We start from the raw sequence: 16,249 nt of genomic DNA, 5'->3' as shown, positions 1-16,249 counted from the left end.
AAAAAATTGAATTGAACGGGGGCGGCATGCGTTATTGCTGGATTGTGGGGCCGGCATTTGCGGGCGAAGGCGGGAGGGATCGAGATGGCCCCCGCCCGGTCAGGCTGCGTCCGCCTCAGGTAAGGCCGCAAACGTATCGCCCACCACCATGAAGGATTTAGCGTGCAACTCGACCGAGTCATTGATGGTGCCAAGCCTGCACGCGTCGGTGAGCTGGTTGAGATGCGCCTGCCCCGCCTCCTGCATAGCCGCAGAACGGCCCTCAACCAAGACGGCCACGCGGCCTCGGTCGGTCTGAATCTCAAGCCAAGTATTGTCACCTCGCCTTTCTTCGGCGGTCGACAAGACCGTTAGCGCCACGCCGCGCGGAACGTCGTACTGAATCGCAGATCGCTGGAGACGTCGTTCGGCTTCAGCGATAGCGGTGTGGTCCGGGACGTGCTTTTTGCGCATGTCGGGATGTTCCTCGTCGTCCTCTGATCGGTCGGCGGTATTGGTCGTTGGCGTCTTCGCCTTTACGCTGCGGTCTGCTTCGTCGTACTTCTCGGCAGACAACCACTTCTCAAGCGGCATTCTCCGCTGGCCTGCCTTCGCACTTGCAGCCCATGCAGCGGCGCGGCCTGCGATGTGGTCGACGTCGGGGGCGAAGATGGCTTCGAATGCCTGCCTGCTAGCCTGCTTATTGCCGTAGCGGCCGTACGCGCGCCATATGCGATCAAACTCTCCCGCCACGGCCGGCGCCTCAGCGTCCGGCCCGCTGGCGGATACTTCGTTAGTACTCTTACTGTCAGCCGGCTTGTAAGCCGGTGACAGTAAGTAGGATTCACTGTCAAAAATGCATGAGGTTGGGCGCAAACCTCCTGCTAAAATGACAGAGGTACCTCCTACATTTTCGCCAGTAGCAAAATCACCAGAGGTGTTTTCACCTCCCACAAAAGCGACAGAGGATGGGTACGGCTTTGTTGTCGACCACGAAGGCACGTATTCGGTCGTCCGACCATTGGCGACGTGCCTCTCTACAAAATCCCAATCACCCAACTCCCGGCAGGTCTTGACGACGGTCCTGTCGTCCAAGCGGGTTGCTCGCTTAATGTAGCTGATGCTGGCACGGCCATTCCCGTGGTCGCGCCTGAATGCCTGAACGATAGTCATCATGACGCTTACGTGCCGCGGCTTCGTTCGCGCGTCATAGAGAACACGCAGCACTGTCCACCACTGGGATAAGAGGCTAGCCGGATCAGCCTTCCGATCTGGCTCACTTCCGTCAGCCAACGCTCAGCGCTCCATCCACTGCAGCCTTCACCTCCAGCAGCCACTCCTTCGGCATTTCGGCAACGGCGACCCTGCGCCAATCCGGCTCATCGTCACGGTCGTGGTAGGTCTTAATGGTGATATCGCGGCCACCGGTGTAGTACACGTCGTCGATGTAGCTGCCGTCGCGAAAAACCATGCTCACCTCCAAGATTATAAGAACTAGTGCGAGTTTTTGAGCGGATCACTAAAAGCCGCCCTCCACACATTTGGTGGTCGGCCCGGCAAGGCTGTGGGAAAAATTTTGAGGTTGCCCGGTGGACGCCAACGCAGCACCCACAGCCAATGACAGAACTAACTATGGTCCAGCGGCACCGATAAACGGGGTGCCGCTGAAAAATACGGCCGACGCCAAGCTGGTCTGGCATTGCGCCCCCTCAAAACGAGGAAAAGGAAGCGAGCGTACGGAACTCAGGACCCGCCACTGGAATTAGGAGAGGTTTTCCCAACAACAACCCAAATGGGAGGCAAGATGCCTAGACCTGTAGGTGCTATCATATTGACCGCTATTGCACTGGCGTGGCCCGTGGATACCGTAACGCTTTCATCGGCGGCATATGCGGCAGATGGGGTGCACGCGACCGACTTCAGCGCTCAGCAGCGACGCGGGCGACCTGGACCGGGTGCCCGACCACCGAGCAGTCGCCCGCGCCCACCCGCCGCACGCCCACCCGCGCACCGCCCTCGTCCACCAGGCGCCCACCGTCCTCGCCCGCCCGTCCATAGGGGCCGTCCGTGGGTTCGTCCGTCCCGCTATACTTGGCGTCCAGGTGGCGCGATCGCTGCGGGCGCCGCGCTCGGCTTCCTCGCGGCAGGCGCCGCAGCTTGGGCCGGAGCGCCTCCGGCACCGGGGCTGTGCTGGTATTATACCGACTGGACCCAACGGCAGGGTTTCTGGGACCGCTGCCCGTAAGGTCAGACCTTGGGCGCGGTCTAATCCGCGCCCTTTCTCTCGCCCCGATGAAATAACGCGAGAGGCTCGTACCTTCGTCACCCGCCTTCGGAGCCCGAACATCACGCGAACACCCCGAACCAGTCCGGGACTTTTTCCGGGACTTTACGCCGCCAATCCGGGATTTCTGCCCAGTTTTGAGCGGTCTTCGTTCTGGATGGATCATCAGCGCCCAGCCGGCAGGGCGTTGAAATCACAAGCTATTTACGCCGCGAGAGTCGCGTCTGCCCAAATCGCATAGAAGCTCTGGAAGCTCGGATGCACCAGCGCCTCCGGCGCAACCGCAAGCACGATGAGCGCTGCCACCGCCAGCGTTCGGAACGTGATCGCCCTGCGATCGACCATGACAGCGATCAGCACCACGGCGGTCATGAAGAACGACCTTTGGGTCGCAACCTCCGCGCCCGAGAGCAGCAGATAGAATGCGGACGCGACCAGCGCCGCGGCGGCCGACCATTTCTTGATTGCGAAGCCGACCGCCAGCCCGGGGACCAGCGCCAGCAGCGCGCGGACCGCGAAGAAGACGACGCCAGCGACGACGGCCATGTGATAGCCGGAGATCGACAGAACGTGGCCGAGACCGGAGATGAACATCGCGTCGTTGACGGGCGTGGTGATCGCGTCGCGCCGGCCGGTCAAGAGCGCGGTCGCGATCGCGCGGTTGTCGCCGTCGAGCGTAGCGCGGATGCGCGCATCGATCGCATCGCGCAGACCCTGCATGACCGCCGCGTAGCGCAGCCTGATGCCGCCAGTCTCGGGCGGCGCGGCCACCGTGATCGCCCCCATCGCAAAACCGGAGGCACCGATGCCCTGGAAGAACATGTCGCGCGAGAAATCGTAGCTGCCCGGCCGCAATGGCGCGAGCGGCGGCATCAGCCGCGCCTTCAGCTGCACGAAGCTGCCGACGTCGGGGGCCGTCCCCTTGCGCACGGAGAGGCGGACGCGCTCCAGCTTCACATCGCTGCGCTGCGCCTCCATCGCAGTGACGCGCAGCACGAAGCGGTCGGTGCGTTCGCGGATGTCGCGGGTCTCGACGAAGCCCGACAGCGACACCGAATAAAGCGGCTTTGCGAGCACCGTGTGCGCGACGCGTGCTGTCTTCCAGGTCGCCGTGGCAAAGCCGGCCGCGACCGCCGCGATCATGATCGCCGGCGCAAACCACCGGCTCCGCCGCAACAACACGGCCCCGAGCGCCAGCGCCACCGCCGTCGCGGCAGCGACCCACAGCACCGGCTCATGATCGGCGGCGAAATACAGAGCGATGCCGCAGCCGAAAGCGATGGGCGCCCAGGGAAACAGTCGCCCGGGGCCCGCTTCGGCCTTGGCCCATTCGCGCAGCGTACCGCCGACCGCGGGCCAAACGCCAAGGCCCGCGCCAAGGCCCGCCGGCACAAAGCCGCCGGCAGACGCGGTCCGGCCTGTCGGCCAAGTCCCGGCGATGCCCTGCGAGGCGCGTTGTGGCCGGCCCGGCTCCGCCATTCCTTAGCAACCCTGCGATATGCGACAGGTGCAGAGGCTACCGGAACGTGCAGCGGCGCGAATAGCGGTACGGATCGGGAACGAAGGGTCCGCAGCCCTACTTTTCCTCTTCCATCGTCACCGCAACATCTGCCTTGGCCGAGAGCCGGACCTTGTTGCCCTCAACACCGGCGACGAGGCCCTTGTCGATGAAATGATGATGGCCCTTGTGACTGCCCTCGCCGCTGTCCTTCTTGGTGAGCTTGATGCGGTTGCCCTCGACCTTGTCGACGGTGCCGACATGGACGCCGTCGGCACCGATGACTTCCATGTGCTCTGCGATGTTCTGCATGGTGGATCCTCAATTGGGGACCCACACAACGCACGGGGAGCGCGTTCGTTGCGTCGCCGGAATGACGATGCCGTGTGCCCCGTCAGATCAACGGCGCGCGTGACGAGGCATGGTGGTGGACGATCTTCCAGTCGCCGTCCTCGCGCAGGATGATCCAGCTCATCTTGACGGAGAACTCCGGCCGCTCACCGGCAAGGTCGAACCACACGATTGCGGCCATGTTGATCAGATCCGGACCGGCCTGCGCGGCCTTGACCTCAGAGAAGACTGCGCTCGGTTTGCGCCAGCGCGGCAGGCCGTTGAAGTAGTCAGCGACGCCATCCCTGCCCTGATACAGTTTTGGATTGGAGCCGAAGAAGAACGCGTTCCTGGAATAGAGCGACGACAGTGCGGCCGCGTCGAGCGTGGCGAAGTCGGCACACCATTTCGCGATGATGGCGGAAACGATGGTGTCGGCCTCATTGCTCATTGTCGTTCCTCAGCCCTTGTCCCTCAGCCTTTGGCGACTTCCTTCGCAAAGGTATCGCGCAGGCCGATGGTGCGCGAGAACACCGGCTTGCCGGGTGCCGAGTCCTTGTCGCGCACGAAATAGCCCTGGCGCTCGAACTGCATCGGCTCGGTCGAATTGCTCTCCGCAACCGACGCCTCGATCCTGGCATCGGAGAGAATCTCCAGTGACTGCGGATTGAGATCGGCCGCGAAGTTCGAGGCGTCCGGGCTCGGGTTGGCGAACAGCTGGTTGTAGATGCGGATCTCCGCCGGCACCGAATTCGCTGCCGGCAGCCAGTGCATGGTCGCCTTGACCTTGCGGCCGTCGGGCGCGTTGCCGCCCTTGGTCGCGGGGTCGTAGGTGCAGCGCAGCTCCACCACCTCTCCCGCCTCGTTCTTGATCACGCCGGTGCACTTGACGAAATAGGCGTAACGTAGCCGCACCTCGTTGCCCGGCGACAATCGAAAGAACTTCTTGGGCGGGTTCTCCATGAAGTCGTCCTGCTCGATATAAAGCTCGCGACCGAACGTGATTTTCCGCGTGCCCGCCGATGGGTCGTCCGGGTGGTTGATCGCCTCGAGCTCCTCGGTCTGCCCTTCCGGGTAGTTCTCGATCACCACTTTCAGCGGCCGCAGCACACCCATGCGCCGCTGCGACGTGCGGTTCAGCTCCTCGCGGATGCAGAATTCCAGCATGCCAACATCGACCACGCTGTTGGCTTTCGCCACGCCGATGCGCTTGACGAATTCACGGAGCGCTGCCGGCGGCACGCCGCGACGGCGCATGCCCGCCATGGTCGGCATGCGCGGATCGTCCCAGCCGGCGACATGGCCGTCGCGGACGAGCTGGGTCAGCACACGCTTGGACAGCAACGTGTAGGTCAGGTTCAGCCGCGCCATTTCGTACTGGTGCGGCTTGGACGGCACCGGCAGCTTCTCGATGAACCAGTCGTAGAGCGGCCGGTGATCCTCGAACTCCAGTGTGCAGATCGAGTGGGTAATGCCCTCGATCGCATCCGACTGGCCGTGGGCATAGTCGTAGCTCGGATAGATGCTCCACTTGGTCCCGGTGCGCGGATGGTGCGCATGCAGGATGCGATACAGCACGGGGTCGCGCAGATTGATGTTGCCTGAGGACATGTCGATCTTGGCCCGCAACACGCGCGCGCCGTTCGGGAATTCGCCGGCCTTCATGCGGCGGAACAGGTCGAGATTCTCGTCCACCGAGCGGTCGCGGAACGGCGAGTTCTTGCCGGGCTCGGTCAGCGTGCCGCGCGCGAGGCGGATCTCCTCCTGGGACTGGTCGTCGACATAGGCGAGCCCGTCACGGATCAGCTTCTCCGCCCATTCGTAGAGGCGGTCGAAATAGTCCGAGGCGAAGAACAGGTTCTTGCCCCAGTCGTAGCCGAGCCAGTGCACGTCAGCCTGGATAGAGTCGATGTATTCCTGCTCTTCCTTGACCGGATTGGTGTCGTCGAAGCGCAAATGGCAGCGGCCCGGAAACTCCTGGGCGATGCCGAAATTAAGGGCGATCGACTTGGCGTGGCCAATATGCAGGTAGCCGTTCGGCTCCGGTGGGAACCGGGTCACGATCTCCTTGTACTTGGCCTGATCAAGATCCGCCTGGATGATGTCACGAATGAAATCGCGCCCAACCTCAGTCGCCACCGGTTCTGTCATTACGAAAATCCTGTAGGGAAATCAGCGGCCCTTCTGCCAAATTCGCTTGGCTGAGCCAAGGGGATAAGCGAGCCCTTAAGCGGTCCGCTGCCGGGCTTTAGTTATGCTCCGGTCCTGCTATATACCACCGCCTCCCATGCATAGGCCCTGCCAAGAATGACCGATTCCGTCGTTACCCGCTTCGCTCCCTCCCCGACCGGCTTCCTCCATATCGGCGGCGCCCGCACGGCGCTGTTCAACTGGCTCTATGCGAAGAAGCACGGCGGCAAGATGCTGCTCCGGATCGAGGACACCGACCGGGAGCGCTCCACCGAGGCTGCGATTGGCGCGATTCTGGATGGGCTGAAATGGCTGGAGCTCGGCTGGGATGGTGACGTCATCTACCAGTTCAGCCGCGCCGCCCGTCACCGCGAGGTCGCCGAGCAGCTGCTTGCCGACGGCAAGGCCTACCGCTGCTACGCCACTGCCGAGGAGCTCACCGCCATGCGCGAGAAGGCGCGCGCGGAGGGCCGCACCCGCCTCTATGACGGCCTGTGGCGCGACCGCGACCCGGCAACGGCGCCTTCCAACGTCAAGCCGACCATCCGCCTGCGCGCACCGCAGACCGGCGAGACCGTGATCGAGGACCAGGTCCAGGGCCGCGTGGTCTGGCAGAACGAGAATCTCGATGACCTCGTCCTGCTGCGCGGCGATGGCAACCCGACCTACATGCTCGCGGTGGTCGTGGACGACCATGACATGGGCGTCACCCACGTGATCCGCGGCGACGACCATCTGATCAACGCCGCGCGCCAGAAGCAGATCTACGATGCGATGGGCTGGGCGCTGCCGAGCATGTCCCACATTCCCCTGATCCACGGTCCGGACGGCTCAAAGCTGTCGAAGCGGCACGGCGCGCTCGGCGTCGACGCCTACCGCGCCATGGGTTACCTCCCGGCCGCGCTCCGCAACTACCTCGTCCGGCTCGGCTGGAGCCACGGCGATCAGGAAATCTTCTCGACCGAGGAGATGATCGCAGCCTTCGACCTCGCCAATGTCGGCCGCGCCGCCGCCCGCTTCGACTTCGCCAAGTTGGAGAATCTCAACGGTCACTACATCCGCCACGCCGACGATCAATCACTCGTGAAGATGTTCGAGGACGTGCTCGACCACGTCGTGCCCGCCCGCGACGAGATTAAGGCGAAGTTAAACGACACCACGCGCACCCAGCTGCTCAAGGCCATGCCGGCCCTGAAGGAGCGCGCCAAGACGCTGATCGAGCTGATCGACGGCGCCTATTTCATCTTCGCCGACCGCCCGCTGCAGCTCGATCCCAAAGCCGCAGCCCTGCTGACGCCTGAGAACCGCAAGCTGATCGGCCAGCTTCATTCCGCGTTGGAGAATGTCGAGGCCTGGAGCGGCGCCAACACGGAAGCCGCGCTGCGCGCATTTGCCGAGGAAAATAGTCTCAAGCTCGGCGCAGTTGCCCAGCCGCTGCGCGCGGCGCTGACTGGCCGCACCACGTCGCCTGGTATATTTGAGGTTTTGGACGTGCTCGGACGCCAGGAAAGCCTCGCCCGGCTCAAGGATCAGTCCAAGGACTAGACTAAGACGTAAGTAGGCCATGGCTGCCATGATCTTGCAGCGCACACAGCAATAATATACCCATCTTCCCGTACATTCTGGAACATCCGGCCTGCCCTATTATCTCTTGTGGGGCCTCCGGGTCCGGTCCGTTTCACCTTACATCGGGGACCTCTGATGGACGCAAAATCAAGCAACAAGACCGCCACGCTGACGGTCGGAAACAAGAACTACGATCTTCCGATCCACAGCGGCAGCGTCGGACCTGATGTCATCGATATCGGCAAGCTGTACGGCCAGTCCGGCCTGTTCACCTACGATCCCGGCTTCACCTCGACCGCGAGCTGCCAGTCCAAGATCACCTATATCGACGGTGACGCGGGCGTGCTGGAATACCGCGGCTACCCGATCGAGCAGCTCGCGGAGAACGGCGACTTCCTGGAGACCTGCTACCTGCTGCTGTTCGGGGAGCTGCCGACCGCCGCGCAGAAGAAGGATTTCGACGACCGCGTGATCCATCACACGATGGTGCACGAGCAGATGGCCCGCTTCTTCCAGGGCTTCCGCCGCGACGCCCATCCGATGGCGATCATGGTGGCTGCGGTCGGCGCGCTCGCCGCGTTCTACCACGATAGCACCGACATCAACGATCCGAAGCAACGCATGATCGCGTCGATGCGGATGATCGCAAAGATCCCGACGCTGGCGGCGATGGCCTACAAGTACACGGTCGGCCAGCCCTTCGTGTACCCGAAGAACTCGCTCAAGTTCGCCGAGAACTTCCTGCACATGTGCTTCGCCGTGCCGTGCGAGGAGTACAAGATCAACCCGGTGCTGGCTGACGCGCTGGACAAGATCTTCATCCTGCACGCCGACCACGAGCAGAACGCCTCGACCTCGACAGTGCGCATCGCCGGCTCCTCGGGCGCCAACCCGTTCGCCTGCATCGCCGCCGGCATCGCCTGCCTCTGGGGCCCCGCGCATGGCGGCGCCAACGAAGCCGCACTTGCAATGCTTGCCGAGATCGGCTCGGTGGACAAGATCCCCGAGTTCATCGCCAAGGTGAAGGACAAGAACTCGGAAGTCCGCCTGATGGGCTTCGGTCACCGCGTCTACAAGAACTATGATCCGCGCGCCAAGATCATGCAAAAGATGTGTCACGCCGTTCTCAAGGAGACCGGCCATGGCGACGATCCGATGCTGAAGGTGGCGCTCGAGCTCGAGAAGATCGCGCTCAGCGACCAGTACTTCATCGACCGCAAGCTGTACCCGAACGTCGACTTCTATTCGGGCATCACGCTGAAGGCGATGGGCTTCCCGGTCTCGATGTTCACCGTGCTGTTCGCGGTCGCCCGCACCGTCGGCTGGATCAGCCAGTGGAGCGAGATGATCGAGGACCCGCAGCAGAAGATCGGCCGTCCGCGCCAGCTCTACACCGGCGTCACCCGCCGCGACTACGTGGCGATCAAGGATCGCAAGTAAGGTCGGACCTTAGGTCTACGAAACGGCGCCATCGCAAGATGGCGCCGTTTTTGTTTGGGGCCGCCTGATCTTGCTGCCGCGCACAACAACAAGTCGTCGCATCGGGCCTGCGAGCGCTTGACAGTTGAAACACTCCGCGCGCAAATTCTTACACTAAGTAAGAATGACGACAGGGATGGAAATGCCGGAGCAGCCGAGAAGTCGGCGGCAGACGCGCGCTGCCATTTTAACTCATCTGCTCCAGTCCGGCGGCTCGTTCCGGCCGCCACTGGCGCGCGCCGTGCGCCTGTCCGAAGCGAGCCTGTCGCGCATCCTGTTCGACCTGAAGGCAGAAGGCCTGATCGAGGAAGTGCGGCGCCGTGCTCCCTATGTCGGCGGCCCGACGGGCCTGGTGTCGCTCGACCGCACGGTCGCGCTTGCGGGCCTCGAGCTCACCGAACGCTGGCTCAGCGTCGGCGTTGGCGGGCTGTCGGGGGAGCTGCAGTACACCGAACGTGTGCCACTGCCGAAGAAGCCGACCGTCGAATCCGTCGGCCGGGTGTTTCGCGAGGCACTGACCTTGCTGCGCGACTGGACGCGGCGCCGCCACATCGAGCTCGCACAGGTCGGCGTCACCGTTCCCGGCCTCGGTCGCCTGAGTGAATTCGGCAACCCGATCATTCCCTGCGACGTCGAACGGATCGGTGGCATGTTCGGTGAAATGTTCGCGAACGTGCCGGTGACCTTCACCAATTCGGTGGTGGCGCACGCCACTTTTCATCGTTGCCGCACGGACAACTACCCGTTCAGCGATGCACATCTGTTCGTCTTCGTCGGCCAGGGCGTCGCGGGCGCCTGGGTGGATGATCCGATCGAGGACGATGCGCTCGACCCGGTCGAGCTCGGCCACATGGTCTTCGGCGCTGACGGCCCGCGTTGCCGCTGCGGCCATCACGGCTGCGTCGAGGCCTATACGTCGCAGCCCGCGCTGGCCGAGCTTCTGCGCATGACGGAAGCGGAACTGCTCCAGCTCGGCAGTGAATGGGTGACTACGATCCCCCTCACAGCACGGGTACGCCAGGAATTGCGCCAGCGGCTCTTCAGGCTTGGCCTCGCCATTGGCAACACGTTGAACGTCAAGCCATGCCGCGGCATTGTCGTCAGCGGCTGGCCGTCGCTTCTCGATGAGGACGAGCGCAATGCAGTCATCGACGGAATCGACTCCTGCCTGCTCGGCGGCCGGAAACTGGCGCAGGTATCGCTCGCTTTCGTGCCACCTTCGAACGGCAACGACCCGCAGGCCGCGCTGGCCTTCGCCGCCTTCTGTCTCGCGAGAAGCGGCGGCATGCCCGCCGCATCGACGGAGGCCGCCTGACATGACTTGAGCCGCGTGCGGCTCGCGCACGCCAAGAACAGCGCAAGAATTGCGCAAAGAGCTTCACACCCGGGAGGAACTGCCATGCCGATCACAACAACAAGGCGTCGTCTGCTCGCTGGAACCGCTGCCACGCTGGCGCTGCCGGCCTTTGCCCGCGCGCAAGGCGCGGTCAAGCCGCGCCTCACCGCAATCTCGCAATGGTCCGCAGGCAGCGATGGAGCCGCGATCACCGCGCTCGGCAAGAAATTCGAGGAGAAGGGAGGCGTCTGGCAGCACTCGCCGGTTCCCGGCTTCACCACCGAGATGATGAACAAGCTGCGCGCCCAGATCATCGCCGGCGATCCGCCGGCCTGCTCGCAGCTCAAGGGCCCGGAGATTGCGGCCTGGTCGAAGATTGCCCCGACCGTCGATCTCGACGCCGTTGTCGCGGCCGCCGGCTACGAAAAGGTCGTCGCGCCGGATCTTGCAAAATTGCACAAGCCGGGGGGCAAATGGATTGCGCTGCCGTTGCAGATCTACAGCACCAACATGCTGTTTCTCTCCAAACGCGCGATGGACAAGGCCAAGGCCGACAAGCCGCCCGTGACCTGGGCTGATTTCAACGACCTTGCCGAGAAGATGAAGACCGCCGGGGTCACCTTTCCCGTCGCCAACGGTGGCACCCGCGCCGACGATGGGCAAAAATTCGAGGCCTCGCTCGCCGGCATCAGTCCCACCGCGTATCGCGCCGCCGCCATGAATCTCGACAAGAAGGCCCTGGAGGGTCCCGAGATGAAGGCTGCCTTCGTACAGATGCGCAAGATCACCAATTGGATGGATCCCAATGTCGGCGCCCAACCCTATGCCATCAATCTGAAGCGCTTCGTCGATGGGGACATGGGCATGTTGATCATGGGCGGTTGGGCGCAGGGCGTCTTGCGCAACGCCGGTTTCAAGTTCGACGACTTCGTCATCGCGCCGGGCCCCAGCGACAATGGCAAGCCGGTGTTCCTGCTGAATGCCGATGCCTTCATCTTCTGGCAGCGCAAGGAGCCCGATCTGCAGGCCGGTCAAGCGTTGATGGCCCAGCTCGTCATGGATCCGGCGATCCAGACCATGTATTCGCAAATCACGGGATCGATCCCCGTGCGCACCGATGTCGATCTCTCCGGTGAAGGCTGGTCGGATGGTCAACGGCTCACCGCAGCCGCACTCAAGAACGCCGTCGCCAACAATCAGGCCGTCCTGAGCCTCGCGCACAACATGGCGCAGGAAAACGGCCTGACCGCTGCGATGATCGACGTGTTCACGGAGTATGCGAAGAACAAGACGATCAAGCCGGAAGAGGCCGTCACCCGCCTCGCCGAGGCCGTCGAGGGTGCGCGTTGACCGACGCCGTCTCGACAGCAATGCGACCGGGCCGGTCGGCGACCTCTGAGACGGTACGTCGACTGCCCGAGTATCTGATGATCTGGGTGCCGCTGCTGTTGTCAGCAGCGCACCTCATTTCGTTTTCGATCTGGACGATCTGGATTTCATTCACGCCATCCACCCTCGTTCCGGTCTCGGGCTGGGTGGGCTTGCGCAACTACAACGCGGTCCTGGCGTCACGGAACTGGCAAATCGCCTTCGACAATCTGCTGCTGTTCGGCATCGCTTTCGTGCTGCTGAGTTTGGTCACCGGTCTTGTGCTTGCGGTCCTGCTCGAGCAGCGCATTCGCGGCGAGAACGTGCTGCGCACCATCTTCCTGTACCCCCTCGCGGTGTCGTTCGTCGTCACCGGCACGGTCTGGAGCTGGCTGCTCAATCCCGGCATCGGGATCGAGAAGCTCGTCCATGACCTCGGCTGGAGCTCCTTCCACTTCGATTGGCTGGTCAATCGCGACATGGCGATCTGGACCATCGTCATCGCTGCGATCTGGCAATCCTCGGGCTTCGCCATGGCGCTGTTCCTGGCCGGCCTTCGCTCCGTCGACGCCGACATCATCAGGGCCGCGCAGATCGACGGCGCCGGACCGTTCCGAACCTATTGGCGCGTCATTCTGCCGACGCTCTGGCCGATCACCATCACCGTCGTCGTCGTCCAGCTGCAATTCGCGATTTCGGCCTTCGACCTCGTCCGCGCGCTCACCAACGGCGGGCCCGGCATCGCGACCCAGCTCCCGGCCCTTGTCGTCTACGATTTGATGTTCCAGCGCAGCCAGCTCGGCCGCGGCGCGGCGGCGGCAGTGCTGATGCTGCTCATTCTGCTCGCGGTGCTGCTGCCCTATGCGGCGTGGCGTTACGTCCAGCGACGGCAGGCCACCCATGCGTGACCGCAGCTTCGCCCCGAGCCGGATTCTGATCTATCTCGTCGTGACATTGTTCGCGGCCGCCTATCTCGCGCCGCTGGTCGTCGTCGTGCTGAACTCGCTCCGGACCAACGAGGAGATCGCGCAAGGCTCGATGATCGGCTGGCCGCAACATTTGGCCTGGGGCAACTACGCGCTGGCCTGGAGCGGCTTCTGCGTCGCCGAGACCTGCGCCGGCATCCGGCCGTACGTGCTGAACTCCGCGCTCATCACGATCCCCGCGACGATTTTCTCCACCCTGCTCGGTGCCGTCGCGGGTTACGCCGTGTCGCTCTGGCGTTTTCGCGGCGACAACTGGATCTACGGCATCGTCACCCTCGGTCTCTTCCTGCCCCAGCAGATGCGCTTGCTGCCCTGGACCATCGTGTTGCGGGACATCGGGCTCATCAACACGCTGTGGGGCCTGGTGCTGATTCACACGATCCAGGGGCTCTCCTTCACCGTGCTGTTCTGTCGGAATTACTATATCGCCATTCCGCATGAACTGATCAGGGCGGCACGGATCGATGGCGCCGGGTTCTTTCGTATTTTCTGGCGCATCATCCTGCCGCTCTCGTCTCCCATCCTGATCGTCACCGTGATCTGGCAGTTCACCCACATCTGGAACGAGTTCCTCTATGGCGTGACATTCACGACCGGCCAGCAGCAGCCTGTGACGGCCGCGCTCATCGCGCTGTCTGCCGCGGTCGCAGATATCCCGCAGCATGGCGTGCAGAGCGCCGCGGTGATCATCGCGGCGCTGCCCACTTTGCTGATCTATCTCTTCGGCGGCAGGTATTTCGTACGCGGCCTCACTGCCGGGGCCGTAAAATGATGGATGTGTCATGGCAGCTCTGAGCATTCGCGCCCTGTCGAAGCGCTACGCCAATCTGGAGGTGCTGAAGGGCATCGACCTCGACATCGAGAGCGGCGAATTCACCGTGCTGGTCGGGCCGTCCGGCTGCGGCAAGTCCACGCTGCTCAACATCGTCGCCGGGCTCGATCGGGCAAGCGACGGCACCATCGAGATCGGGGGGCGCGTGGTCAACGACGTCCCGCCCAAGGACCGCGACATCGCCATGGTGTTCCAGTCCTACGCGCTCTATCCGTCGATGACGGTGCGCCAGAACATCACCTTCGGCATGGAATGCCGGCACGTCGCCAAGGCGGAGCAGGAGAAGGCGCTGGCAAACGTGGCCAAGCTGCTCCAGATCGAGCCCCTGCTCGGCCGCAAACCGTCGCAACTGTCCGGCGGCCAGCGCCAGCGCGTGGCGATGGGGCGCGCGCTGGTGCGCGATCCCCTGCTCTTCCTGTTCGACGAGCCGCTCTCCAATCTCGACGCCAAGCTGCGGGTCGAGATGCGGATGGAGATCAAGCGGCTGCACCAGCGCATCGGCGCCACCATCGTCTATGTCACCCACGACCAGATCGAGGCGATGACGATGGCAACTCGCATCGCCGTGATGCATCGCGGCGTGGTACAGCAATTCGCCGACCCCGACACCGTGTACCGCTATCCGGCCAATCTGTTCGTCGCCCGCTTCATGGGCTCGCCGCCGATGAACACGATGGCGGCACGGCTCGAGGCCGACACCGGCGGGCCTGTGGCGGTGATCGGCGCAGGCCGGCCGGACGAGGTTCGTCTCCGCCTCCAGGACTACGACGCAGCGGCGTCCTATGTCGGCCGCGAAGTGGTGCTTGGAATCCGGCCGGAGTGCATCGCCGAGGGCGATCGCGTGTTCTCTGGCGCCACGAGCGCGCCCGTCATCGTCACCGCACCCGTCGAGCTGGTCGAGCCCACCGGCGCGGAGACCATTGTCCTGCTGCGGCTTGGCGGCGAGCCCGCGCAGGCGCGCATCTCGCCCGACATCCGCCCGACGCCGGGCGGGACCGCCTCTTTCGCCCTCGATACCCGCCGAATTTGCCTGTTCGACCCTGAGACGGAGCGACTGATCGCATGACCAAGACGAGTTACGCCAGCCTCGCGGACCGCGTGGTGCTGATCACTGGGGGTGCCAGCGGCATCGGCGCCGCCTTCGTGCGCGCTTTCGCCGCGCAGGGGTCCCGCGTCGCTTTCCTCGACATCGATACGCAGGCCGGCGAAGCGCTGGCGCACGAGGTGGCGAAAACGTCCAGCACCGCGCCCCTGTTCGTGCCCTGTGACCTCCTCGACATCGACGCCCTGCGCGCAGCGCTCGCGAAGGTGCAGGGATCGCTCGGCGATGCCGCGGTTCTCGTCAACAACGCCGCCAATGACCAGCGCCAGGTGCTGGCAGACGTGACGCCGGCCGAATTCGACTGGACGATCGGCGTCAATCTCAAGCACGTTTTCTTTGCCGCGCAAGCCGTGGTGCCGCAAATGCAGGCGCGTGGCGGCGGCTCGATCATCAACATGTCGTCGGTGGCCTGGATGCGCGGCGCGCCGGCGCTGCCGGTCTACGCCGCGGCCAAGGCAGCGATCGTCGGCTTCACCAATTCGTTGGGCCGCCGGTTCGGCGCCGACCGGATCCGCGTCAACGCGATCGCGCCGGGGATGGTGATCACCGAGCGGCAACGCCGGCTGTGGTTTCCCAACGAGCAGGCCATCGCCGAGCTGCGCACACGCCAGGCCATTCCCGATGCGGTGACGCCCGAGGACATCGCCGACATGGCGCTCTACCTCGCCTCCGACGCGAGCCAGCGCATCACCTGCCAGTGTTTCCGGGTCGACGGCGGGCTCGCCTAGCCAACCCAGCCTCGTGATCGTATCGGGCGGGCGCGACATCCCGCCCGTATCGATGCTCATTTTTTGATGTCGGCTGCGACCAGCACGCGGTGGCCGGCCAGAACATCCTGAAGCGCCTGCAAAGCAGCAACACCGCAATGCGTGTCCTGCTCACCATTGCCGCCGCTGAGGCCGACGCCGCCGATCACCTCGTCGTCGACCACGATCGGGAAGCCGCCGACGAACACGGCGAATCTACCCTCGAAACTCCACTGGATTCCGAACGCCTCGTTGCCGGGAAGCGCCGGTCCGTTCGGCATCTGGTTGAACAGGTGCGTTGAGCGCTTGTGGCCGGCCGCCGTGAAGGCCTTGTTCCAGGCGATCTGCGGGCCGGTGACGCGCGCTCCGTCCATCCGCTCAAGAATGAGCGGGTAACCGCCGTCGTCCACGATGCAGACTGTCTCGGGGACGCCGATTTCGTCGGCCTTTTTCAGCGCTGCGGCCGCCATGTGCCTGGCTTCCGACAATTCGAGCTTGATCGATTTCCTCATCTCATACCTCTTCCGTCAGCAGCGCGGCATCGTCTGGAATT

The 16,249-nt window shown here is 63.9% G+C and carries 14 protein-coding genes and 1 pseudogene; 8 read left to right on the top strand and 7 right to left on the bottom strand.

Annotated elements, in window-relative coordinates; translation table 11 throughout:
- Positions 1–99: 99 nt before the first annotated feature.
- The 6 genes and pseudogenes from K3F49_RS27145 to K3F49_RS27115 all read right to left on the bottom strand — a co-directional run bounded on the left by K3F49_RS27145 (position 100) and on the right by K3F49_RS27115 (position 6,242).
- The gene (locus tag K3F49_RS27145) at positions 100–1,074 is read right to left on the bottom strand and encodes a hypothetical protein (RefSeq protein WP_234683972.1); all 975 of its coding nucleotides are present in this window, start codon (positions 1,072–1,074) and stop codon (positions 100–102) included.
- A gap of 190 nt (positions 1,075–1,264) precedes the next feature.
- Positions 1,265–1,450 (bottom strand): hypothetical protein, encoded by a 186-nt coding sequence (locus K3F49_RS27140; protein ID WP_234683971.1) that lies wholly within the window; start codon positions 1,448–1,450, stop codon positions 1,265–1,267.
- 1,047 nt (positions 1,451–2,497) lie between these two features.
- A pseudogene (locus tag K3F49_RS27130) lies at positions 2,498–3,742 on the bottom strand (ComEC/Rec2 family competence protein); the annotation flags it as partial.
- A 97-nt stretch (positions 3,743–3,839) separates the two neighbouring features.
- Positions 3,840–4,073, bottom strand: coding sequence for a DUF2171 domain-containing protein (locus tag K3F49_RS27125; RefSeq protein WP_015685840.1), 234 nt, complete (start codon positions 4,071–4,073; stop codon positions 3,840–3,842).
- Between the two features lie 82 nt (positions 4,074–4,155).
- The gene (locus tag K3F49_RS27120) at positions 4,156–4,542 is read right to left on the bottom strand and encodes a nuclear transport factor 2 family protein (protein ID WP_234683970.1); all 387 of its coding nucleotides are present in this window, start codon (positions 4,540–4,542) and stop codon (positions 4,156–4,158) included.
- A gap of 23 nt (positions 4,543–4,565) precedes the next feature.
- Entirely contained in the window at positions 4,566–6,242 is a 1,677-nt protein-coding gene (locus tag K3F49_RS27115) for a glutamine--tRNA ligase/YqeY domain fusion protein (RefSeq protein ID WP_234683969.1), read from the bottom strand.
- Between the two features lie 156 nt (positions 6,243–6,398).
- On the opposite strand from K3F49_RS27115, the gene gltX reads away from it, so the two are divergent.
- The 8 genes from gltX (at position 6,399) to K3F49_RS27075 (ending at position 15,678) form a co-directional block, all read left to right on the top strand.
- Positions 6,399–7,826: a glutamate--tRNA ligase gene (gene gltX / locus K3F49_RS27110; protein ID WP_234683968.1), complete on the top strand. Its 1,428-nt coding sequence runs from the start codon at positions 6,399–6,401 to the stop codon at positions 7,824–7,826.
- A 156-nt stretch (positions 7,827–7,982) separates the two neighbouring features.
- Positions 7,983–9,287 carry a citrate synthase gene (gene gltA / locus K3F49_RS27105; protein WP_234683967.1) on the top strand — a complete coding sequence of 435 codons (1,305 nt, stop codon included), beginning with the start codon at positions 7,983–7,985 and terminating at the stop codon, positions 9,285–9,287.
- Between the two features lie 175 nt (positions 9,288–9,462).
- On the top strand, positions 9,463–10,641 hold the full coding sequence (locus K3F49_RS27100; protein ID WP_234684102.1) for an ROK family transcriptional regulator: 1,179 nt from the start codon (positions 9,463–9,465) through the stop codon (positions 10,639–10,641).
- 84 nt (positions 10,642–10,725) lie between these two features.
- Positions 10,726–12,012: an ABC transporter substrate-binding protein gene (locus K3F49_RS27095; protein WP_234683966.1), complete on the top strand. Its 1,287-nt coding sequence runs from the start codon at positions 10,726–10,728 to the stop codon at positions 12,010–12,012.
- Positions 12,009–12,938, top strand: coding sequence for a carbohydrate ABC transporter permease (locus K3F49_RS27090; RefSeq protein ID WP_234683965.1), 930 nt, complete (start codon positions 12,009–12,011; stop codon positions 12,936–12,938). The genes K3F49_RS27095 and K3F49_RS27090 overlap by 4 nt, the downstream gene beginning before the upstream one ends.
- On the top strand, positions 12,931–13,788 hold the full coding sequence (locus tag K3F49_RS27085) for a carbohydrate ABC transporter permease (RefSeq protein WP_234683964.1): 858 nt from the start codon (positions 12,931–12,933) through the stop codon (positions 13,786–13,788). Before K3F49_RS27090 ends, K3F49_RS27085 begins: the two co-directional genes overlap by 8 nt.
- Positions 13,789–13,798: 10 nt before the next feature.
- A complete protein-coding gene (locus K3F49_RS27080) occupies positions 13,799–14,914 on the top strand; it encodes an ABC transporter ATP-binding protein (RefSeq protein ID WP_234683963.1) in 1,116 nt (371 codons plus the stop codon).
- Positions 14,911–15,678, top strand: coding sequence for an SDR family NAD(P)-dependent oxidoreductase (locus tag K3F49_RS27075; protein ID WP_234683962.1), 768 nt, complete (start codon positions 14,911–14,913; stop codon positions 15,676–15,678). The genes K3F49_RS27080 and K3F49_RS27075 overlap by 4 nt, the downstream gene beginning before the upstream one ends.
- Before the next feature lie 56 nt (positions 15,679–15,734).
- Here the strand turns inward: K3F49_RS27075 and K3F49_RS27070 are convergent, their stop codons facing one another.
- The gene (locus K3F49_RS27070) at positions 15,735–16,208 is read right to left on the bottom strand and encodes a GlcG/HbpS family heme-binding protein (protein WP_234683961.1); all 474 of its coding nucleotides are present in this window, start codon (positions 16,206–16,208) and stop codon (positions 15,735–15,737) included.
- Between the last annotated feature and the right edge of the window lie 41 nt (positions 16,209–16,249).

The organism is Bradyrhizobium monzae, from assembly GCF_021458635.1.
GTDB lineage: Bacteria > Pseudomonadota > Alphaproteobacteria > Rhizobiales > Xanthobacteraceae > Bradyrhizobium.
The sequence above is the reverse complement of the archived record's forward strand: the minus strand, read 5'-3'. Positions and strand labels throughout refer to the sequence as shown.